The 21,080-nt window shown below is 66.7% G+C and carries 19 protein-coding genes and 2 tRNA genes; 2 read left to right on the top strand and 19 right to left on the bottom strand.

What is annotated here, in order from left to right; translation table 11 throughout:
- Positions 1-84 precede the first annotated feature (84 nt).
- From ACLKOY_RS00685 to ACLKOY_RS00645, 9 genes are all read right to left on the bottom strand, one after another.
- On the bottom strand, positions 85-936 hold the full coding sequence (locus ACLKOY_RS00685) for an aldehyde dehydrogenase family protein (RefSeq protein ID WP_436452007.1): 852 nt from the start codon (positions 934-936) through the stop codon (positions 85-87).
- Entirely contained in the window at positions 933-2,375 is a 1,443-nt protein-coding gene (locus ACLKOY_RS00680; protein ID WP_436452006.1) for an aldehyde dehydrogenase family protein, read from the bottom strand. Before ACLKOY_RS00680 ends, ACLKOY_RS00685 begins: the two co-directional genes overlap by 4 nt.
- Positions 2,376-2,386: 11 nt before the next feature.
- Complete coding sequence (deoC, locus tag ACLKOY_RS00675) at positions 2,387-3,388, bottom strand: deoxyribose-phosphate aldolase (protein ID WP_079113056.1); 1,002 nt, start codon at positions 3,386-3,388, stop codon at positions 2,387-2,389.
- Entirely contained in the window at positions 3,385-4,320 is a 936-nt protein-coding gene (locus ACLKOY_RS00670) for a sugar-binding transcriptional regulator (RefSeq protein WP_436452005.1), read from the bottom strand. The genes deoC and ACLKOY_RS00670 overlap by 4 nt, the downstream gene beginning before the upstream one ends.
- A 155-nt stretch (positions 4,321-4,475) precedes the next feature.
- Positions 4,476-5,117 (bottom strand): ATP-dependent Clp protease proteolytic subunit, encoded by a 642-nt coding sequence (locus tag ACLKOY_RS00665; RefSeq protein ID WP_363569901.1) that lies wholly within the window; start codon positions 5,115-5,117, stop codon positions 4,476-4,478.
- Positions 5,118-5,137: 20 nt separating this feature from the next.
- Positions 5,138-5,734, bottom strand: coding sequence for an ATP-dependent Clp protease proteolytic subunit (locus ACLKOY_RS00660; protein ID WP_140037393.1), 597 nt, complete (start codon positions 5,732-5,734; stop codon positions 5,138-5,140).
- Between the two features lie 81 nt (positions 5,735-5,815).
- A complete protein-coding gene (locus tag ACLKOY_RS00655) occupies positions 5,816-6,325 on the bottom strand; it encodes a tetratricopeptide repeat protein (protein WP_436452004.1) in 510 nt (169 codons plus the stop codon).
- A 69-nt stretch (positions 6,326-6,394) separates the two neighbouring features.
- Positions 6,395-7,921 carry a trigger factor gene (gene tig / locus ACLKOY_RS00650; RefSeq protein WP_436452003.1) on the bottom strand — a complete coding sequence of 509 codons (1,527 nt, stop codon included), beginning with the start codon at positions 7,919-7,921 and terminating at the stop codon, positions 6,395-6,397.
- Positions 7,922-7,983: 62 nt separating this feature from the next.
- Positions 7,984-8,057, bottom strand: a tRNA-Pro gene (locus ACLKOY_RS00645).
- 110 nt (positions 8,058-8,167) lie between these two features.
- Here ACLKOY_RS00645 and ACLKOY_RS00640 point away from each other — a divergent pair.
- A tRNA-Gly gene (locus ACLKOY_RS00640) sits at positions 8,168-8,238 on the top strand.
- A 119-nt stretch (positions 8,239-8,357) separates the two neighbouring features.
- Entirely contained in the window at positions 8,358-9,563 is a 1,206-nt protein-coding gene (locus tag ACLKOY_RS00635; RefSeq protein WP_436452002.1) for a hypothetical protein, read from the top strand.
- 73 nt (positions 9,564-9,636) lie between these two features.
- On the opposite strand, the gene ACLKOY_RS00630 is transcribed toward ACLKOY_RS00635, so the two are convergent.
- The 10 genes from ACLKOY_RS00630 to uvrA form a co-directional block, all read right to left on the bottom strand.
- Positions 9,637-9,990 (bottom strand): RNA polymerase-binding protein RbpA, encoded by a 354-nt coding sequence (locus ACLKOY_RS00630; protein WP_042540778.1) that lies wholly within the window; start codon positions 9,988-9,990, stop codon positions 9,637-9,639.
- A complete protein-coding gene (gene secG, locus ACLKOY_RS00625) occupies positions 9,990-10,238 on the bottom strand; it encodes a preprotein translocase subunit SecG (RefSeq protein WP_194763386.1) in 249 nt (82 codons plus the stop codon). The genes ACLKOY_RS00630 and secG overlap by 1 nt, the downstream gene beginning before the upstream one ends.
- 81 nt (positions 10,239-10,319) lie before the next feature.
- Positions 10,320-11,111, bottom strand: coding sequence for a triose-phosphate isomerase (tpiA, locus tag ACLKOY_RS00620; protein WP_436452001.1), 792 nt, complete (start codon positions 11,109-11,111; stop codon positions 10,320-10,322).
- Entirely contained in the window at positions 11,102-12,316 is a 1,215-nt protein-coding gene (locus ACLKOY_RS00615) for a phosphoglycerate kinase (RefSeq protein ID WP_363569892.1), read from the bottom strand. The genes tpiA and ACLKOY_RS00615 overlap by 10 nt, the downstream gene beginning before the upstream one ends.
- A gap of 10 nt (positions 12,317-12,326) precedes the next feature.
- Positions 12,327-13,337 carry a type I glyceraldehyde-3-phosphate dehydrogenase gene (gap, locus tag ACLKOY_RS00610; RefSeq protein ID WP_140037398.1) on the bottom strand — a complete coding sequence of 337 codons (1,011 nt, stop codon included), beginning with the start codon at positions 13,335-13,337 and terminating at the stop codon, positions 12,327-12,329.
- A gap of 115 nt (positions 13,338-13,452) precedes the next feature.
- Positions 13,453-14,079 carry a superoxide dismutase gene (locus tag ACLKOY_RS00605; RefSeq protein WP_042540783.1) on the bottom strand — a complete coding sequence of 209 codons (627 nt, stop codon included), beginning with the start codon at positions 14,077-14,079 and terminating at the stop codon, positions 13,453-13,455.
- A 188-nt stretch (positions 14,080-14,267) separates the two neighbouring features.
- Positions 14,268-15,245, bottom strand: a complete 978-nt coding sequence (gene whiA, locus ACLKOY_RS00600) for a DNA-binding protein WhiA (protein WP_042540784.1) — start codon at positions 15,243-15,245, stop codon at positions 14,268-14,270.
- A gap of 68 nt (positions 15,246-15,313) precedes the next feature.
- Positions 15,314-16,186: an RNase adapter RapZ gene (rapZ, locus tag ACLKOY_RS00595; RefSeq protein WP_363569889.1), complete on the bottom strand. Its 873-nt coding sequence runs from the start codon at positions 16,184-16,186 to the stop codon at positions 15,314-15,316.
- A 30-nt stretch (positions 16,187-16,216) separates the two neighbouring features.
- Entirely contained in the window at positions 16,217-18,142 is a 1,926-nt protein-coding gene (uvrC, locus tag ACLKOY_RS00590; RefSeq protein ID WP_436452000.1) for an excinuclease ABC subunit UvrC, read from the bottom strand.
- Positions 18,142-21,030 (bottom strand): excinuclease ABC subunit UvrA, encoded by a 2,889-nt coding sequence (gene uvrA, locus ACLKOY_RS00585; RefSeq protein WP_436451999.1) that lies wholly within the window; start codon positions 21,028-21,030, stop codon positions 18,142-18,144. The genes uvrC and uvrA overlap by 1 nt, the downstream gene beginning before the upstream one ends.
- Between the last annotated feature and the right edge of the window lie 50 nt (positions 21,031-21,080).

Below are 21,080 nucleotides of genomic sequence, written 5' to 3'. Positions count from 1 at the left end.
CGCATCACGAGTCCGCATCGCCCTCATGCATCGAGGCCCGCCGCCTGCTGTCGCAGATGACGGGCCTCTTGCTGCCGACGTACGTCAGACCATGCTCTTGGTGTGCCACACCGTCTTGATCTCGGTGAAGGCTCCGATGCGCTCGGGCGAGGCGGTGACCGCGCCGGGTGCCAGCACTCGCTTGAGCGTCTCGGCCGCGGCGATCTGCATGTCGATCCACTCGAGGTCGCCGGCACCCGCGAGATCGAGGGCGTTGACGTCCTGGTGCGAGGCGAGCCACGGCGCCATCTCGGCGGGCGACCCCGTGAGCACGTTGACGACGCCACCCGGCACGTCGCTCGTGGCGAGCACCTCGGCGAGGCTGATCGCCGAGAGCGGGAACCGCTCGCTCGCTATCACGACGACCGTGTTGCCTGCCACCAGTGCGGGAGCGACGACCGATACGAGGCCGAGAAGTGCGGAGTCCTGAGGCGCGACGATCGCGACCACACCTGTGGGCTCGGGCACCGAGATGTTGAAGTACGGCCCGGACACGGGGTTGGCGTTGCCCGCGACCTGCGAGTACTTATCGCACCATCCGGCGTACCAGACCCAGAGGTCGATCGCCTCATCGACCTGCGCGGCGGCAGCGGATGACGAGACACCCTCCTGCGCGGCGATCTCGTCGATGAACTGCGCGCGGCGGCCTTCGAGCACCTCGGCGACGCGGTAGAGCACCTGCCCGCGGTTGTACGCGGTCGCCCCCGACCAGCCCTTCACGGCGGCGCGGGCTGCCACGACGGCATCCCGCGCGTCCTTGCGAGAGCCCTGGGCGGCATTCGCGAGGAAGTCCCCCTTGGCCGAGAGCACCTCGTAGGTGCGGCCCGACTCGCTGCGAGGGAACGCCCCGCCGATGGCGAGCTTGTACGTCTTCGGAACGGTCAATCGCTTGCTCATGCGGATGCCCCCTTCAGGTATGCGGTGAGACCCTGGCGTCCGCCTTCGCGGCCGTATCCGGACTCCTTGTATCCGCCGAACGGGCTCGACGGGTCGAATCGGTTGAAGGTGTTCGCCCAGATGACGCCCGCCCGAAGGCGGTCGGCCACGGCGAGGATACGGGATCCCTTGTCCGACCAGATACCTGCCGACAGCCCGTACGGGGTGTTGTTCGCCTTCGCGATCGCCTCGGCCGGAGTGCGGAACGTCAGCACCGAGAGCACCGGACCGAACACCTCGTCGCGCGCGATCCGGTGCGACGCCTCGACGCCGGTGAAGATCGTCGGAGCGAACCAGAAGCCCTTGTCGGGGATCGCGCAATCGGCGGTCCAGCGCTCCGCGCCCTCGGCCTCGCCGATGTCGCTGAGCTCGCGGATGCGGGCGAGCTGCGCCGCGGAGTTGATCGCACCGATGTCGGTGTTCTTGTCGAGCGGGTCGCCGAGGCGCAGGGTCGACAGACGGTTCTTCAGTCGGTCGATGACCTCGTCGTGGATCGACTCCTGCACGAGCAGTCGGCTGCCTGCGCAGCAGACGTGGCCCTCGTTGAAGAAGATGCCGTTGACGATGCCTTCGATCGCCTGATCGATCGGCGCGTCATCGAACACGATGTTCGCTGCCTTGCCGCCCAGCTCGAGGGTGACCTTCTTGTCGGTTCCTGCGACGGCGCGAGCGATGTCGCGTCCGACACCGGTCGAACCGGTGAACGCGACCTTGTCGACATCGGGGTGGCGCACGAGGGTGGCGCCGGTGGCACCGGCGCCTGTCACGATGTTGACGACTCCGGCCGGAAGATCGGCCTGCTGCAGGATCTCGGCGAAGATCAGCGCCGTCAGCGGCGTGGTCTCCGCGGGCTTGAGCACGACCGTGTTGCCGGCTGCCAGAGCGGGGGCGAGCTTCCACGCGAGCATCAGCAGCGGGAAGTTCCAGGGGATGATCTGTCCGGCGACGCCGAGCGCCCGCGGGTGCGCGCCGAGGCCGGCGTAGTCGAGCTTGTCGGCCCACCCCGCGTAGTAGAAGAACCAGGACGCCACGAGCGGCACGTCGACGTCGCGGCTCTCCTTGATGGGCTTGCCGTTGTCGAGGCTCTCGGCGACGGCGAGCTCACGGGCCCGCTCCTGCACGAGGCGTGCGATGCGGAACAGGTACTTGCCCCGATCCCGGCCGCTCATCTTCGACCAGGTCTTCTCGTAGGCACGACGCGCGGCGGCGACCGCTCGGTCGATGTCCTGATCGTTCGCCGAGGCGATCTCGGCGATGTGGCTCTCGTCGGCCGGCGAGATCGTCGCGAAGCTCGCACCCGAGCCGTCGACGAACTCGCCGTCGATGAACAGGCCGTAGCTGTCCTTGAGATTCAGGACCGCCTTCGACTCCGGGGCCGGAGCGTATTCCAGGAATGACATATGCGGGGCTCCTAGTCGATCGTGACGTAGTCGGGGCCGGAGTAGTGGCCGGTGGTGAGCTTCTGACGCTGCAGAAGCACGTCGTTCAGCAGGCTCGAGGCGCCGAAGCGGAAGAGGTGCGGCTGGAGCCATTCCTCCCCGACGGTCTCGGCGACCGTGACGAGATACTTCACCGCGTCCTTGGACGCGCGGATGCCGCCCGCGGGCTTCACGCCGATGCGCTCGCCCGTGCCGCGGTGCCAGTCGCGCACCGTCTCGAGCATGAGCAGAGTGGTCGGCAGCGTGGCCGCGGGCTGCACCTTGCCGGTGGACGTCTTGATGAAGTCGCCACCCGCGAGGATGCCGAGCCACGACGCGCGCTTGATGTTGTCGTAGGTGTTCAGCTCGCCGGTCTCGAGGATCACCTTGAGCGAGGCGTACGAGCCGTCCGCCCGACGGCAGGCTTCCTTGACCTGGGCGATCTGGTCGTAGACGAGCCCGTATCGGCCTGAGAGGAACGCTCCTCTGTCGATCACCATGTCGATCTCGTCGGCGCCTGCCGCGACCGCTTCTGCGGTGTCGGCGAGCTTGATCGCCAGCGACGACCGACCGCTGGGGAAAGCTGTGGCAACTGCTGCGACCGAGATCAGTCCGTCATCGGGGTCGCCGTGCAGCGCACCGAGCGCCTCGACCGCGTCGCCCACCATGTCGCCGTACACGCACACGGCAGCGACCTTCGGAGTCGACGGATCAGCGGCATCCGGGTTCTTGGCCTTGGCGACGAGCGACCGAACCTTGCCGGGGGTGTCCGAGCCTTCGAGGGTCGTGAGGTCGATCAGCTTGATGATCGTGTCGAGGGCCCAGGCCTTCGACGTCGTCTTGATCGACCGCGTGCCGAGCCCGGCAGCGCGCTGCTCGAGGCCGACGGCGTCGACGCCGGGGAGTCCGTGCAGGAAACGGCGGAGTGTGGCGTCATCCGGCTCACCGCCGAGAACGTCCACCGCCGTTCTGCGGCTGAGTTCTTGGGTCGTCATCGTTCCTCCAACAATGCTCGTGCTGTGGTCTCATCTGTCACCAGAACGCTGCACAGGCCGCTGGTCACGACTGTGCGCGCGATGTCATGCTTGGCGTCACCGGCGGTGACGAAGATCGAGCGCTTCGCCGCGCGCAGGCGCCCGAGGTCGACTCCGACCGTCCGAGCATCGAGCTGCGGGTCGACGATGTTGCCGTCGGCGTCGATGTAGCGCCCCAGGACATCGCCCACGGCACCTCGGCGTGCGAGCTCCTCGACATCGGCTGCCGACAGGTATCCGTTCTCGACATGCGCGGACGTCGCATCGCACGGCCCCGCGGTGAACAGGAATGCCTGAGCTTCGGCTGCTTCGACGAGAACGGCCGCGACGGTGCGGTCGGCTTCGATCGCCTGCTTGGTCTCGACGCGCTCGAGGATCGCCGGGCTCGGCAGGAGGGACACGTGTCCGGATGCCCGCTGGGCGATCGTGACGGCGAGGCCCGCGGCTCCACCGGAGCGCCGATTGAGGCTCACTCCCCCGTTGAGCTGCACGACCGTGACGCCGGTCGCCCAGCCGTCCGGCAGCGATTCGGCCACGGCACGCAGAGTGCGTCCCCAGCTGACGCCGAGAGTGCGCGGCACCGGCCGCATCGCGGTGAGGTAGTCGGCGGCGGCCTGAGCTACGCGCTCGAGTGTTCCGTCATCGCCGTCCGGAGAGGGAACGACCACCGCGGCCGTGAGCCCGTGACGTTCCACGAGCTGGCGCTCGAGTCCGAGCCTGCGCGCACGCGGGTGCACGATCTCGATCCGGACGATACCGCGCTCTCGGGCCTGCGTGAGAAGCCGCCCCACCTTCCAGCGGGAGAGCTTGAGGAGGGCGCCGATCTCGTCCTGTGTCTTGTCCTCGTCGTAATACAGCTCGGCGACGCGGACCATGATCAGTTCTTCTTCCATGGCATCCTCCTTCCTCGCCTCAGTTTACGTTGGTGTCACCGTTCGCGCATCCATCTGCTCATATGAGCACATTGCTCGCGATCGTCGCACATTCGCCGGAGACGACGAAAGGACGCCGACCCCGAGGGGTCGACGTCCTTTTCACAGCGAAGTGCTTACATGCGCTTGCGCGACGTGAGCACCTGGTCGACGAGTCCGTACTCCAGCGCCTCGGCGGCGGACAGGATCTTGTCGCGGTCGATGTCACGGTTGACCTGCTCCACCGGCTTGCCGGTGTGACGGGCCATGGCCTCCTCGAGCCAGGTGCGCATACGGAGGATCTCCGCCGCCTGGATCTCGATGTCGGACGCCTGACCGTGTCCGGCCTCACCCATCGCCGGCTGGTGCATCAGCACACGGGCGTTGGGCAGAGCGAGACGCTTGCCGGGGTGGCCGGCCGCGAGCAGCACGGAGGCAGCGGATGCCGCCTGGCCGAGCACGACGGTCTGGATCTGCGGCGCGACGTACTGCATCGTGTCGTAGATCGCCGTCATCGCGGTGAAGGAACCACCGGGCGAGTTGATGTACATCGTGATGTCGCGCTCGGAATCCTGGCTCTCGAGCACGAGCAGCTGCGCCATCACGTCATCGGCCGACGCATCGTCGACCTGGACGCCGAGGAAGATCACGCGGTCTTCGAACAGCTTGTTGTAGGGGTCCTGGCGCTTGAAGCCGTAGGCGGTGCGCTCCTCGAACTGAGGGAGCACGTAGCGGCTGGAGGGCAGGTCGCCGGCAGCGCGGAAGGTGGGTGTGTACATGAGAGTCCTTTCGCTTTCCGTTACTTGCTGTCCTGGTCGGTTCCGCCGCCGCCGACGACGTCGGTGGCCGAGTCGCGGATGTGGTCGACGAAGCCGTACTCGAGCGCCTCGTCAGCGGTGAACCAGCGGTCGCGGTCACCGTCGGCGTTGATCTGCTCGACAGACTTGCCGGTCTGCGCCGCAGTGATCTCGGCGAGGCGGTTCTTCATCGAGGTGATGAGCTGCGCCTGCGTCTGGATGTCGCTCGACGTGCCGCCGAAGCCACCGTGCGGCTGGTGCAGCAGCACGCGGGCGTTCGGGGTGATGTAGCGCTTGCCCTTGGTGCCGGCCGTCAGCAGCAGCTGACCCATCGATGCGGCCATGCCGATTCCCACGGTGACGATGTCGTTCGGAACGAACTGCATCGTGTCGTAGATCGCCATGCCCGCGGTGATGGATCCGCCAGGCGAGTTGATGTAGAGGTAGATGTCCTTCTCGGAGTCCTCGGCGGCGAGAAGGAGGATCTTCGCGCAGATCTCATTGGCGTTCTCGTCGCGCACCTCCGATCCCAGCCAGATGATGCGGTCTTTCAACAGCCTGTCGAAGACGCTCGTAGCGAGGAGGGGTTCTGCAGCCATGTCAGCTCCTGATTCCGTGTTTCAGTGATTCGAATCTACCGGCGACAACGCAGCGCTCAGGCCGTGTTCGCCGTCGGCATATCAGCGGTCGAGTTCGGCGATCTCATGCGCATATGCGGTCATCGAGCGGTGGTACCGCGGAAGGTGCGGCACGAGCGCCAGTAGCGCGACCGAGAGTCCCTGCGCCGGCTGGCCCGAACTCGCCAGGATCAACGCATGCACTGTCGCCACGGCATCCCGGTAGGGTCCGTCGGCCGACAGCTCCTCCTCGGCGCGGATGACCGCGAGCGCGTCATCGTACTCGCCGAGGTTGCGCAGTGAGCTCGCCAGCTGGATGACGCACTGCGGGCGGTGTTCGTCGTCCAGCCCGAGAGCGAGAGCATGCCGGTAGAGCTCCACGGCCTCGGCCGGCCGCCCCGCGGAGTCCCTGGCGCCTGCACGCTCGAACTGCGCTCGTGCGTCGTCGACCCCTCGCTCTGCGGCGAGAGCGTCGATCCGGGCGATCGTGTCGTCGCCGACCTCTTCGCCCGATGCGTCATCCCACACCTCATCGATGCGTTCGTCCCAGGTCTTCATCATGTCCTCGCTCACGGGGTGTCGTCTTCACGAGAAAGGGGCGGATGCCGCAGCATCCGCCCCTCTCATCGAGATCGTGTTCGATCACTCAGCCTTGTCGGCAGCCTTCTTGGCCGGAGCCTTCTTCGCTGCGGGCTTCTTCGCGGCCGGCTTCTCAGCGGCGCCTGCGTCGTCGGCCTTCTTCGCGGGGGCCTTCTTGGCCGCAGGCTTCTTCGCAGCCGGCTTCTCAGCCGCGTCGTCGTCGTCAGACTTCTTCGCAGCGGCCTTCTTCGCCGGAGCCTTCTTGGCCGGCTTCTCGTCGGCGGCTGCGTCGGACTCCGCCTCGGCCTCGTCGTCGGTCACGACGAAGTCGGACAGGTCGACCGGCTTGCCGTTGGTGTCGACGACCTTGACCTTGCCGAGCGCGATCGCGAGGGCCTTGTTGCGGGCGACCTCACCGACGAGTGCGGGAAGCTGGTTGGACGACTGCAGCGCCTCGACGAACTCCTGAGGCGCCATGCCGTACTGCGATGCGGACTGGATGAGGTACTGCGAGAGCTCCTCCTGCGAGACCTGCACGTCAGCCTGCTCGGCGATCGTGTCGAGCAGCACCTGCGTGCGGAACTGCTTCTCGCTGGCCTCGGTCACCTCGGCGCGGTGCACGTCGTCCTCGAGGCGGTTCTCGCCCTCGAGGTGGTTGTGCACCTCGTCCTCGATGAGCTTCGGCGGCACGGGGATGTCGATCTGCTCGAGCAGGACCTCGACGAGCTTGTCGCGCGCTGCGGAGCCCTGCGCGAACACGCCCTGCTGCGAGACGCGCTCGGCGAGGCTCGCACGGAGCTCGGCGATCGTGTCGAACTCGCTGGCGATCTGCGCGAAGTCGTCGTCAGCCTCGGGAAGCTCGCGCTCCTTGACGGCCTTGACGGTCACGGCGACCTCGGCCTCGGAGCCGGCGTGGTCGCCGCCCACGAGTGCGGAGCGGAACGTGGTGTCCTCACCGGCGGTGAGAGACTCGATCGCGTCGTCGATGCCCTCGAGCAGCTCGCCCGAGCCGACCTCGTACGAGACGCCCTCTGCGCGGTCGATCTCGGCGCCGTCGATCGTGGCGACGAGGTCGAGCTCGACGAAGTCGCCCTTCGCTGCCGGGCGGTCGACGGGAACGAGCGTGCCGAAGCGGGCGCGCAGGTTCTCGAGCTCGGCGTCGAGCGCGGCGTCGTCAGCCTCGACGGCGTCGACGGTGACCGTGATGCCGTCGTACGACGGAAGCTCGATCTCGGGGCGGACGTCCACCTCGATGTCGACGAGCAGGTCGCCCGAGAAGTCCTTCTCGTTGGGCCACTGCGTGATGTCTGCGGCCGGACGCCCGACGACACGGAGCTTGTGCTCGACGGTCGCGTCGCGGAAGAACTTGTCGAGGCCCTCGTTGACCGCGTGCTCGATGACCGCACCGCGCCCGATGCGCTGGTCGATGATCGGAGCCGGGACCTTGCCCTTGCGGAAGCCGGGGATCTGCACGTCCTGAGCGATGTGCTCGTAGGCGTGCGCGATGCTGGGCTTGAGGTCGTCGGGGGTGACCGTGATGCTGAGCTTGACCCGGGTCGGGGTCAGCTTCTCGACGGTGCTGTTCGCCATTCTGGTGTGCTCTCCTTGTGATTTCCGCGCTGAATCGCGGCTGTCAGGCCGTTGAAGCCGTGTCGGGGCGACAGGAGTTGAACCTGCGACCTCCCGCTCCCAAAGCGGGCGCTCTACCAAGCTGAGCTACGCCCCGGGGAATCCGCTTGCAGATTCAGCCCCACCGAGTCTAACGGACACGAGCACCCGCGTCAGTCCGCTATGATCGATGAGTCGGCAACGAACCGAGAGGTTCTCGCCGAAATCGGGGCTGTAGCTTAGTGGTAAAGCCTCTGTCTTCCAAACAGATGATGCGAGTTCGATTCTCGTCAGCCCCTCACTCGATGAAGGCCCCCGCGATCAGCGGGGGCCTTCATTCTTGCCCGGGGGTTCTCCCACGAAGCGGTGCACTCATTAGAGTCGTGATACGCCGGTTCCCCACGGAGGTCCCCACCGCATGACTGCACCCGTCGACGTGGCTTCCTCTGCCATAGGAGGACACGCGCTCCCCCCGCGCTTCGCCAGCGCGCCGGAAGCGACGCCGAGAAGCCGGAGACGACGCCGCGGGCTGGTTCTGAGCAGTGCCGCGGTCGTGCTCGCCGCCATGACGGTCGGAGCGCTCCAGATCACCGCGAGCCTCGGCTACGACGAGGCTCGCACCGAGTTCGACGTCGGCCGAGCCACGACCGAGAGCACCGAAGCTGCACTCCGACAGGAGCTCGACACGCTCGCCTCCACCCTGGGCAACGCGGATCTCCTCCTGCAGACCGACTCGGGTGTGCTCGTCGCTCCCGCAGCGAGAGAAGCCCTCTCGGCCGCGACCACCGATGCCCGTGAGGTCGTGACCCCCGCGGAGGATCTCCTCGCCCTGGACCTGCCCGCCGCGGAAGCGAAACCCGGGGCCTTCTGGGAGCTCTTCGCAGCATCCGGCGAACTGACAGCGCAGACACGCGATCTCGACGATCTGGCGGCCGACCTCGACAGCGCGACGCCCCCGCTGACCTCTGCCGACACGACGGTGACCGACGCGGGCGCGGTCGTCCTCCGTTCGGCGGCCGACGCCGCACCGGCATTCGAGTCCGCGCACCTCTCGGCCAAGAACGATGCGGTGATCGCACTGCGCGATGCGGCGTCCCAAGCATCCGGCACGACCCTCCTCGACGCGTCAGCCGTCGAGACCCTCGTGTCGCTGCAGGATGCGGCAGCGCAGGTGGTGGCGACCGAACAGGCCGAGCTCGCCGAGAAGACAGGGCCTCTGCAGGCCGCGCGGATGGAGGTCGAGGCGTTCGCCCGCTCACTCGCCCCCGGCGTGCTGCTCGAGTTCGACTGGAATCAGGTCGTCAACAATGCCGGCTACAACGGCAGCATGGGAGGCCTCACGACCTGGTGGTGGGATGACCCGGATCGCGCGGTCATCGAGCTGTCGAACTCTGTAGCCGAGCAGTGGCCCGCCGACCGGAGCAAGGCTCTCGTCGCCCATGAGGTCGGCCATGCGATCAGCGTGAAGTGCGAGGACATGTACGATTCGTCGACCCAGGACAGCATCGAGAAGTGGGCCACCGCCTGGGCGATCAGCATGGGCTTCAGCGACGACGCGAACGGTGTCTGGGCCTACGGATACCCGCCCCAGTCCTACATCGACGCCGCGTACGGATGCCGGTGAGCATGCACACCGCAGACGAGAGAAGCCGCCGCGATCGAATCGCGGCGGCTTCTGTCGACAGATCAGATCGAGGTCACTGACCTCGACGCTCGCGCAGCTGGGTGAGCGCATCCTCGAGAAGCTGGACGGCTTCTGCGTCGGTGCGACGCTCCTTCACATACGCGAGGTGGGTCTTGTACGGCTCCGGCTTCGCGAGCGCGGGCGGGTTCGCCTTGTCACGACCCGCCGGCAGACCGGACTGGGGGTGGTCGATCGTCTCGGGGATCTCCTCTTCAGGAAGCCCCGCGGCGAAGTAGCGGACCGTCTCGTTGCCGAGACCGTCCCAGTACGAGACCGCGATGCGGTCGGCGTGATAGCCGTGGTCCTGCTCGCCCATGGGGCCGGAACCCACACGGGTCCCTCGGATCGCATTGCCGCCGGTAGCCATCAGATCACCTCGAACTTCGTGATGAGACCGAGCGCCACGATCGCCACGAACCACGCCAGAGCGAGGATCACGGTGAAGCGGTTGAGATTGCGCTCAGCGAGACCCGACGAGCCGACAGCCGACGTCATTCCGCCACCGAACATGTCGGAGAGGCCGCCACCGCGACCCTTGTGGAGGAGGATGAGGAGAGTCAGCAGGACGCTGGTTATGCCCAGCACCACCTGCAGGACGAACTCGAGAATTTCCACGAGGAAGAGCCTTTCGCTGGGGCAGGATTGCCCCGGTAACGGTCAAGTATACGGTGCGGCGGGGCCGGAGCCCCGCCACACTCACACGCCGACGTGCTTCTCGAAGCGGATGATCGCGGCGAACTCGTCGACCACGAGGCTCGCGCCTCCGACGAGTGCGCCATCGACATCGGGCTCACGCATGAAGCTGGCGATGTTGGCCGCCTTGACCGATCCGCCGTACAGGATCCGGGTGCGCGCCGCAGCGTCGTCACCGAGGACCTTGGCGATCACCTTGCGCAGCGCGGCGCAGACATCCTGCGCCTGATGAGGCGTCGCCGCCTGTCCGGAGCCGATGGCCCAGACGGGCTCGTACGCCACCACGATGTCGGCATCCTTCGAGAGCCCCTGCAGAGCCGCTTCGAGCTGCCCGGCGGGAACGGCGCTGGCGCCGAACTTCTCGAGGTCCTCGGCGGTCTCGCCGACGCAGATGACCGGCGAGAGGCCGTGCTTCAGCGCGGCCTTCGTCTTGGCAGCCACGACGTCATCCGACTCCGCGTGGTACTCGCGGCGCTCGGAGTGGCCGATGATGACGTACTTCGCGTCGAGCTTGGCGAGGAACGCTCCCGACACCTCACCGGTGTACGCACCGGAGTCGTGAGCCGAGATGTCCTGTGCACCGAGAGCGAACGGGATCTTGTCCGCGTCGATGAGCGTCTGCACGCTGCGGATGTCGGTGAAGGGCGGGAACACCGCGACCTCGACCGATCCGTCCTCGTGCTTGGCATCCTTGAGAGTCCAGTGCAGCTTCTGCACGAACGCGACCGCCTGCAGGTGGTCGAGATTCATCTTCCAGTTTCCCGCGATCAGCGGGGTACGAGTGTTCACGCCCATCCGAGCACCTCCAGGCCGGGTAGTTTCTTGCCCTCGAGGAACTCGAGGCTGGCGCCGCCACCGGTCGAGATGTGACCGAACTGGTCGTCGGTGAAGCCGAGCTGGCGCACGGCTGCTGCGGAGTCTCCTCCGCCGACGACGCTCAGACCGTCGACCTCGGTGAGAGACTGCGCGACGGCCTTGGTGCCGCCGGCGAAGGCCGGGAACTCGAACACGCCCATCGGGCCGTTCCAGAAGACCGTCTTCGATTCGCGGATGACCTCCGCGAACCGCGCGGCGGTCTCGGGACCGATGTCCAAGCCGATTCCGGCAGCGCCGAACGCCGTGTCCTCGATCGCGTCCGCAGCCGTCACCTCGTGGTCGGCATCCGCCGAGAACGAGGAGGCGACGACGACGTCGGTCGGGAGCACGAGCTCAACGCCGCGCTTCTCGGCCTCGGCGATATAGCCGCGCACCGTCTCGAGCTGGTCCTCTTCGAGGAGGCTGGATGCCACGGCGTGGCCCTGCGCCTTCAGGAAGGTGAACAGCATTCCGCCACCGACGAGGATGCGATCCACGCGAGGCAGCAGGTGCGAGATGACACCGAGCTTGTCGCTCACCTTCGATCCGCCGAGCACGACCGCGTACGGTCGCTCGGGGTTCTCGGTGAGACGGTCGAGCACATCGAGCTCGGCCGCGATCAGCAGACCGGCAGCCGACGGCAGCAGCTCGGCGAGGTCGTAGACGCTCGCCTGCTTGCGATGCACGACACCGAATCCGTCGGAGACGAGCACGTCGCCGAGTTCTGCGAGCTGAGCCGCGAAGGCGCCGCGCTCGGCGTCGTCCTTCGAGGTCTCCCCCGGGTTGAACCGCAGGTTCTCGATGACGACGATGTCGCCGTCTTCGAGCGAGGCCACGGCCTCCTGCGCCGACTCGCCGACGGTGTCGCGCGCGAACGCGACCGGCTTGCCGAGCAGCTCGGACAGTCGCTGGGCGACCGGCGCGAGGCTGTACTGCGGGTCGGGCGCACCGTCGGGGCGTCCGAGGTGCGAGCACACGACGACGCGGGCGCCCGCGTTGATCAGTGCGTTGAGGGTAGGCAACGAGGCGCGGACACGGCCATCGTCCGTGATGATCCCGTCCCGGAGGGGGACATTGAGATCACAACGGACGATGACGCGCTTGCCCTCGAGCGAACCCAGTGAATCCAGGGTGCGCAGAGTCATGGGAGGTGTCTCAGAGACGCTCGGCCACGTACTCGGTCAGGTCGACGAGACGGTTGGAGTAGCCCCACTCGTTGTCGTACCAGCTGGAGACCTTGACCAGGTTGCCGCTGACGTTGGTCAGCGTCGCGTCGAAGATCGACGAGTGCGGGTTGTGCACGATGTCGCTCGAGACGATCTGGTCTTCGTTGTACTGCAGGAAGCCGGCGAGGCGACCCTCGGCAGCTGCCTTCTTGTAGGCCTCGTTGACCTCTTCGACAGTGAGGTTCTCACGGTCGGTGATCAGCGTCAGGTCGACGATCGAGCCGGTGGGAACCGGAACGCGGTACGACGAGCCGCTCAGCTTGCCCTGGAGCTCGGGCAGAACCTCGCCGATCGCCTTGGCTGCACCGGTCGAGGCCGGGGTGATGTTGATCGCAGCGGCGCGTGCACGACGCAGGTCGCTGTGCGGGCCGTCCTGCAGGTTCTGGTCTGCGGTGTAGGCGTGGGCGGTCATCATGAAGCCGCGGTCGATGCCGAATGCGTCGTTGAACACCTGGGCCAGCGGCGCGAGGCAGTTGGTCGTGCACGACGCGTTGGAGATGATGTGATCCGTCTCCGGGTTGTACGTGTCCTCGTTCACGCCCATGACGAACGTGCCGTCGACGCCGGTGCCGGGGGCCGAGATGAGCACCTTCTTGGCACCCGCCTCGATGTGCTTCTTGGCGAGCTCGGCCTTGGTGAAGAAGCCGGTCGACTCGATGACGATGTCGACACCCAGCTCGCCCCACGGGAGACCCGCGGGGTCGCGCTCTGCAAACGCCTTGATCGTCTTCCCGTTGACCGTGATGCTCTCGTCGTCGTAGCTGATGTCAGCGTCGAGGACGCCGCCCACAGAGTCGTACTTCAGAAGGTGGGCAAGGGTCTTGTTGTCGGTGAGGTCGTTGACCGCGACGATCTCGATGTCCGCTCCCTGCGCGAGAGCCGCGCGGAAGTAGTTGCGTCCGATGCGGCCGAAGCCGTTGATACCGATCTTGACAGACACTCAGGTCTCCCTGTTTCTCGTGCGCTGTGCGCAGCAAAAGTGCTTACGCGATGCGCGGGGGTTTTTGGCTGAGATGGCGTCCCGACGAGACTTGGCCCGTCGGGACGCGACCCGATTACGACAGTACCAGCAGGCCGTTCGTCTTCTCGCGGGCGACCTCGAAGCGCTGCGCGACGTTCTCCCAGTTGGCGATGTTCCACGCGGCCTTGACATAGTCGGCCTTGACGTTGAGGTAGTCGAGGTAGAAGGCGTGCTCCCACATGTCGAGCTGGAACAGCGGCACGGTGCCCTGCGCCGTGTTGGACTGCTGGTCGAACAGCTGCTGGATGATCAGACGCTGACCGATCGAGTCCCAGCTGAGCACGGACCAGCCGGAGCCCTGGATTCCGAGGGCGTTCGCGGTGAAGTGCGCCTGGAACTTCTCGAACGAGCCGAAGAATTCGTCGATGGCTGCCTTGAGCTCGCCCTCGGGCTGTCCGCCGCCGGTCGGCGAGAGGTTGGTCCAGAAGATCGAGTGGTTGACGTGACCGCCGAGGTTGAACGCGAGGTCCTTCTCGAGCTTGTTCACGTTCGCGAGGTTGCCGCTGTCGCGCGCCTCGGCGAGCTGCTCGAGGGCGGTGTTGGCGCCGGCGACGTAGGTCGCGTGGTGCTTGTCATGGTGCAGCTCCATGATCTTGCCGCTGATGTGCGGCTCGAGGGCTGCGAAGTCGTAGGGAAGGTCGGGGAGCGTGTAGGTCGCCATGTCGCTTTCATCCAATCCGCGCCGCGCCGCGGCGCTTGCCGATCCTCTGCGCCGCCGATGTGCGGCGAAGAGCGGACGTAACTCATCCTAGTGACGACAACGCACGGCTGTCCTGGATCCTTCCTCCGTATGACGAAGCGAGGCGGCCCCTGATCGGGGCCGCCTCGCTCATGAGAGTCCGGTTGTCGTCAGACGTCGAGTCCTGCGGGCACGGCGGCCTCGGTGCCCGGGATGCCCTCCTGCTGGGCACGCTTGTCGGCCATCGCCAGAAGGCGGCGGATGCGGCCGGCGACGGCATCCTTCGTCATCGGCGGATCGGCGTGATGGCCCAGCTCGTCGAGGCTCGCGTCACGGTGCGCGAGGCGCAGCTCACCGGCGACCTTGAGGTGATCGGGCACCTCGTCGGCGAGTATCTCGAGAGCGCGCTCCACACGCGCGCAGGCGGCGACAGCGGCCTGCGCGGAGCGACGAAGGTTGGCGTCGTCGAAGTTCACGAGTCGGTTCACACCCGCGCGCACCTCGCGGCGCTGACGCATCTCTTCCCACGCGACGGCGGTCTTCTGCGCGCCCATCTCGCTCAGGATCGTGCGGATGGCCTCGCCCTCGCGGACGACGACGCGGGGCATGCCGCGCACCTCGCGTGCCTTCGCAGCGACTCCGAGGCGGTGGGCGGCGCCGACGAGCGCCATGGCGGCCTCAGACGACGGGCAGGCGACTTCGAGCATGGCGGAGCGGCCCGGCTCGCTGAGGGTTCCTGCGGCGAGGAACGCTCCGCGCCACAGACCGGCCACCTCGGCGCGAGAGCCGGTGGTGAGGCGGTTGGGGAGTCCGCGGACCGGACGACGGCGCTGGTCGAGCAGACCGGTCTGGCGAGCGAGGGTCTCCCCCGACGCGATCACCCTGACAGCCCACCGCGCTCCGTCGTTCGCCGTGCTCGACTGCACCTGGGCGATCTCGGGCCGAACCCCGTAGATCTCTGCGAGGTCGCGCGCGACACGCTGCGCGAGGATCTCGGCATCCACCTCTGCCTCGACGGCGACCCGCCCGGCGATGGAGTGCAGTCCGCCGGCGAACCGGAGGATAGAGGTGACCTCCGCGACACGCACCGTCGGGGGTGCATTACGGATGCTGACCAGCTCAGCTTTGACGTCGGTGGTTAGTGCCACGACACTCCTCTACGCTCACGCGCCGGATCGCGGCGCAAACCTCCAGCCTACTCTGACGGAGGCTCCTGCTATTCCCTGCCGAGGTCTCGGTGACGCACGTTGACGGCCACTCCCGGCACGGACGCGAGCCGACGAGCGAGCTCCTCCACCATGGCGACGGATCGGTGCTTGCCGCCCGTGCAGCCGATCGCGATGGTCGAATGGCTCTTGTTCTCGCGCTGGTACCCCTCGAGCACCGGCGTGAGAGCCGCCGAATACGAATCGAGGAAACCTGCGGCGCCCTCACGGGAGAGCACGTAGTCCCTCACCGGTTCGTCTTGACCTGTCAGGCCGCGAAGATCCTCGTTCCAGAACGGATTCGGCAGGAAGCGCATGTCCGCGACCATGTCGACATCTGTCGGAAGACCGTACTTGAACCCGAAGCTCATGAGCGTCACGCGGTGCCGCGCCGCACCCTCTTCTGAGAAGAGGTCGGACACCTGGGTGGCGAGCTGATGGATGTTGAGCGCCGAAGTGTCGACCACGAGGTCGGCCGACTCGCGGATCGGCGCGAGGCGGAGACGTTCGATGCGGATGCCGTCGAGCAGCGTGCCATCTCCCTGCAGCGGATGCGGCCTGCGAACCGCCTCGAATCGACGTACGAGGACGTCGTCGGACGCATCCAGGAACAGAACGCGCACGGAACCGCGTGACCGCAGCGCTCTCGCCACGCCCGGGAAGTCGTCGAAGAGGTTGCGACCTCGTACGTCGACGACCGCTGCGACCTTGGGCAGCGCATTGCCGCCCATGTCGGTTAGGTCGAGAAGCGGACGGAGGATCTGCGGCGGCAGGTTGTCGACGACGTACCACCCGAGGTCCTCGAGCGCGTTGGCAACCGTCGTGCGCCCCGCGCCCGACATGCCCGTGACGATGAGGAACTCGCCTTTGTCCCCGTCAGTCATGGTTACTCCTTCTCCCCCGCTTGACCCAGCCTAGCGAGTGGAGAGATGCGTATGGATGTTCTCGGCGAGCACGGGCCCGATCCCCTGCACCTCCTGAATCTCCTCAGGAGCAGCGGACCGCAGTGCGGTGACGGATCCGAAGTGCTTGAGCAGCACCTTGATCCGCGATGCGCCGAGCCCTGGCACCTCGGCGAGGATCGACGTGATGTCGTTCCTGCGCCGCTTGCGCTGGTGAGTGATCGCGAATCGGTGGGCTTCGTCTCTGAGCCGCTGGAGCAGGTAGAGCGACTCGCTCGTGCGTGGCAGGATCACCGGGAAGTCCTCGCCGGGAAGCCAGACCTCCTCGAGCCTCTTGGCTATGCCGCACACCGCGATCTCGGTGTGACCGGCGTCGCGGAGGGCGCGCGCGGCCGCCTCGACCTGCGGCTGGCCGCCGTCGACCAGCAGCAGCTGCGGCGGGTAGGCGAAGCGCGGCCTGCGTTTGACCTCCACCACGACCTCTGCGAGCTCGTCTCCACCCTCTGTCGTGGCCGCGACGGCCGGCGCGACCGCTGCGGGCTCGTCGACCTCCTCCGGACGATCGAGGTAGGCGAGGCGACGGCGCAGCACCTGGTACATCGAATCGGTGTCGTCCGTGGTCTCGGCGATGTTGAACGACCGGTACTGGTCTTTTCGAGGCAGTCCGTCTTCGAAGACCACCATCGACGCGACCACGTTCGTGCCCCCGAGGTGCGAGATGTCGAAGCACTCGATGCGCAGCGGCGCCTCCGACATCCCCAGCGCCTCCTGCAGATCCGTGAGAGCCTGCGTGCGTGCGATGTAGTCGCTCGTGCGACGGGTCTTGTAGCGGATCAGCGCCTGCTGCGCGTTGAGTGTCGCGGTGCGCATGAGGTCGGCGCGCTGACCGCGCTGGGCGACGGCGATCTCGACCTTCTTGCCTCGCCGCTCACGCAGCCATACCTCGAGCTCGGCGGCATCGTCCGGCAGCGTCGGCACGATGATCCGACGCGGCACGTCCTGCGCATCGCCGTAGGCACGCTGCAGCACCTGATCGACGAGGTCGGCAGTCGAGATGTCGATCTCCTTCTCGATCGTCATCGCGCGGACGCCTCGCACGCGTCCGCCACGGATCACGAAGTGCTGCACGGCCGCGGCGAGCTCGTCCTCCGCGATTCCGAACAGGTCGGCGTCCTCGTCGGTGGCCAGCACCAGCGCGCTCTTGCCGAGCACCGCCTCGATCGCCGTGAGCTTGTCACGGAATCTGGCGGCGGCCTCGTAATCCATCGCCGCGGAGGCTGCGAGCATCCGCTTCGTCAGCTCTCGGGTGAAGCGCTCGTCTCCTCCGGCCATGAATGCGACGAAGTCGTCGACCATCGCACGGTGCTCTTCGATGGTGACCGTCATCGAGCATGGTCCGCCGCACTTGCCGATCTGCCCCGGAAAGCACGGACGCCCCGTCTGCATCGCGCGCTTGTAACTGGAGTCGCTGCAGGTGCGAATCGGGAAGGCCTTGACCATCAGGTCGATCGTCTCGTGCACGGCCCAGACCTTCGGGTAGGGACCGAAGTAGCGCGCACCGGGAATCTTGCGATTCCTGGTGACGATCACGCGTGGCGCCTCATCGCCCAGGGTGACGGCCATGAACGGGTAGGACTTGTCGTCCTTGTAGCGCACGTTGAAGGGCGGATCGAACTCCTTGATCCACATGTACTCGAGCTGGAGCGAGTCCACGTCGGTCGAGACGACCGTCCACTCGACGGAAGACGCCGTGGTGACCATGCGTCGGGTGCGTTCGTGGAGCGTGCGCAGCGGTGCGAAGTAGTTCGACAGGCGTTGACGCAGGTTCTTCGCCTTGCCGACGTAGAGCACGCGTCCATCGGCGTCGCGGAAGCGGTACACGCCGGGGTTGGTGGGGATCTCACCAGCCCGCGGCTTGTACGGCAGGACGTCGACCATCAACTGGCCTTCCGCGCAGAGCGCCCCTCACCCAGGATCTCGGCGAGGAACTGGCCGGTGTGGCTGTCCTCGACTCGCGCGATCTGCTCGGGGGTGCCGGTCGCCAGGATCTCACCGCCACCGGAGCCACCCTCCGGCCCGAGGTCGATCACCCAGTCGGCGGACTTGATCACATCGAGGTTGTGCTCGATGACGATCACCGTGTTGCCCTTGTCGACGAGTCCGTTCAGCACCTCGAGGAGCTTGCGCACGTCTTCGAAGTGCAGACCCGTGGTCGGCTCATCGAGCACGTAGATGCTGCGACCGTTGCTGCGACGCTGGAGCTCGGTGGCGAGCTTGACTCGCTGCGCCTCGCCGCCGGACAGGGTCGTCGCCGACTGACCGAGACGCACGTAGCCGAGACCCACGTCGACCAGTGTCTTCATGTAGCGGTGAATCGCCTGGATGGGCTCGAAGAACTCGGCCGCCTCGGCGATCGGCATCTCGAGGACCTCGGCGATGTTCTTGCCCTTGTAGTGAACCGACAGCGTGTCGCGGTTGTAGCGCTTGCCGTGGCAGACCTCGCAGTCGACGTAGACGTCGGGCAGGAAGTTCATCTCGATCTTGATCGTGCCGTCGCCCGAGCACGCCTCGCAGCGGCCGCCCTTCACGTTGAAGCTGAAGCGTCCGGGCTGGTAGCCGCGGACCTTCGCCTCGGGGGTCTCGCTGAAAAGCGAACGGATGCGGTCGAAGACGCCGGTGTAGGTGGCCGGGTTCGAGCGCGGCGTGCGTCCGATCGGCGCCTGGTCGACGTGCACGACCTTGTCGAGATTGTCGAGACCCGAGACACGGGTGTGCTTTCCGGGGACCGTGCGGGCGCCGTTGAGCCGTGAGGCGAGCACCTGGTACAGGATGTCGTTGACCAGCGAGGACTTGCCTGAGCCGGACACTCCGGTGACCGCCGTCAGAACGCCCAGGGGGAAGTTCACGCTGACGTTCTTCAGATTGTTCTCGCGGGCGCCGACGACGCTGAGCATGCGCTTCTTGTCGAGCTTGCGGCGCTTCTTCGGCGTCGGGATCTCGCGACGCCCGGAGAGGTACTGTCCCGTCATCGAGCTCGGCTCGGCCAGGAGCGCCTCGTAGGAGCCGGAATGCACGACCTCGCCGCCGTTCACTCCCGCGCCCGGCCCGATGTCGACGACCCAGTCGGCCGACTCGATCGTCTCTTCGTCGTGTTCGACGACGATCAGCGTGTTGCCGAGGTCGCGGAGCTTCAGAAGGGTGTTGATCAGCCGACGGTTGTCTCGCTGATGCAGACCGATCGATGGTTCGTCGAGCACATAGAGCACACCGGTGAGACCCGAGCCGATCTGCGTGGCGAGGCGGATGCGCTGTGCCTCACCACCCGAGAGCGATCCGGCCGAGCGGCTGAGGTTGAGATACGAGAGCCCTACCTGCAGCAGGAAGTCGAGTCGCAGGCGGATCTCGCGCAGCACCTGGGCCGCGATCTTCGCCTCACGATCGGTGAGAGTGAGCGTCTCCATGAACGAGCGCGCATCGGCGAGACTCAGGTGCGACACCTCGGCGATCGAGTGGCCGTGCACCTGCACCGCGAGCACCTCGGGCTTGAGCCGGTTGCCGTCGCACACGGGGCACGGCACCTCGCGGAGGTACTCGCCCCAGCGTGAGCGCTGCGTGTCGGACTCGGCCTGCGCGTACTGCCGCTCGATGTAGGGGACGACGCCCTCGAAGCCGGATGCGTAACGCATCTCGCGCCCGTACCGGTTCTTGAACTTGACCGTGACCTTGTAGTTGTCGCCGCGGAGGATCGCATCCTGCACGTCGACCCTGAGGTCCTGCCACGGGGTGTCGAGCGAGAAGTTGAGGTCGTCGGCCAGGCCCTCGAGCAGGCGCTCGTAGTACTGGAAGAGTCCCTTTCCCTGGGTGGTCCAGGGAACGATCGCGCCCTCGCGGATGGAGAGCTCCTCGTCGCCGAGCATCAGGTCGATGTCCACCGACATGCGGGTGCCGAGACCCGAGCAGGCGGGGCAGGCACCGAAGGGCGCGTTGAACGAGAAGGTGCGCGGCTCGATCTCGGTGAGCGACAGAGCGTGCCCGTTCGGGCACGCGAGCTTCTCGGAGAACGACTGCCAGGCGTCGTCGCCCTCTTCGTCGACGAAGTTCACCTGCACGACGCCACCGGCGAGACCGAGTGCGGTCTCGACCGAGTCGGTGACGCGACCGAGGATGTCGTCGGCCGCGACCAGGCGGTCGACCACCACCGCGATGTCGTGCTTGTAGCTCTTCTTGAGCGTGGGCGGCTCGGCCAGCTGGATCAGCTCTCCGTCGACGATCGCACGGGAGTAACCCTTGGCACCCAGTTCGCGGAACAGATCGACGAACTCGCCCTTCTTCTGAGAGACGATGGGCGCGACGATCTGGTAGCGCGTGCGCTCGGGCAGCTCCATGAGCTGGTCGGCGATCTGCTGCACCGTCTGTCGCTGGATGCGCTCACCGCACTCGGGGCAGTGCGGAATGCCGATGCGCGCCCAGAGCAGACGCATGTAGTCGTAGATCTCGGTGATCGTGCCGACCGTCGACCGCGGGTTGCGGTTGGTCGACTTCTGATCGATCGACACCGCGGGGCTGAGCCCCTCGATGAAGTCGACGTCCGGTCGGTCGACCTGGCCGAGGAACTGGCGCGCGTACGCGCTCAGCGACTCGACGTAGCGACGCTGCCCTTCGGCGAAGATCGTGTCGAACGCAAGACTCGACTTTCCCGAACCGGACAGGCCGGTGAACACGACGAGGGAGTCGCGTGGGATGTCGATGTCGACGTTCTTCAGATTGTGTACGCGGGCACCGCGAACGCTGAGTTTTCCTGGGGTTGCAACCGGGACGATAGGCACTGATCAAGTCTACGAGGGGCCACGGACATTGGCTCCGTGAGGGCTCACAG

It is taken from the genome of Microbacterium sp. K2 (assembly GCF_051365005.1).
Classification (GTDB): Bacteria; Actinomycetota; Actinomycetes; order Actinomycetales; family Microbacteriaceae; genus Microbacterium; species Microbacterium foliorum_B.
This window is presented reverse-complemented; position numbering and strand designations above follow the sequence as displayed.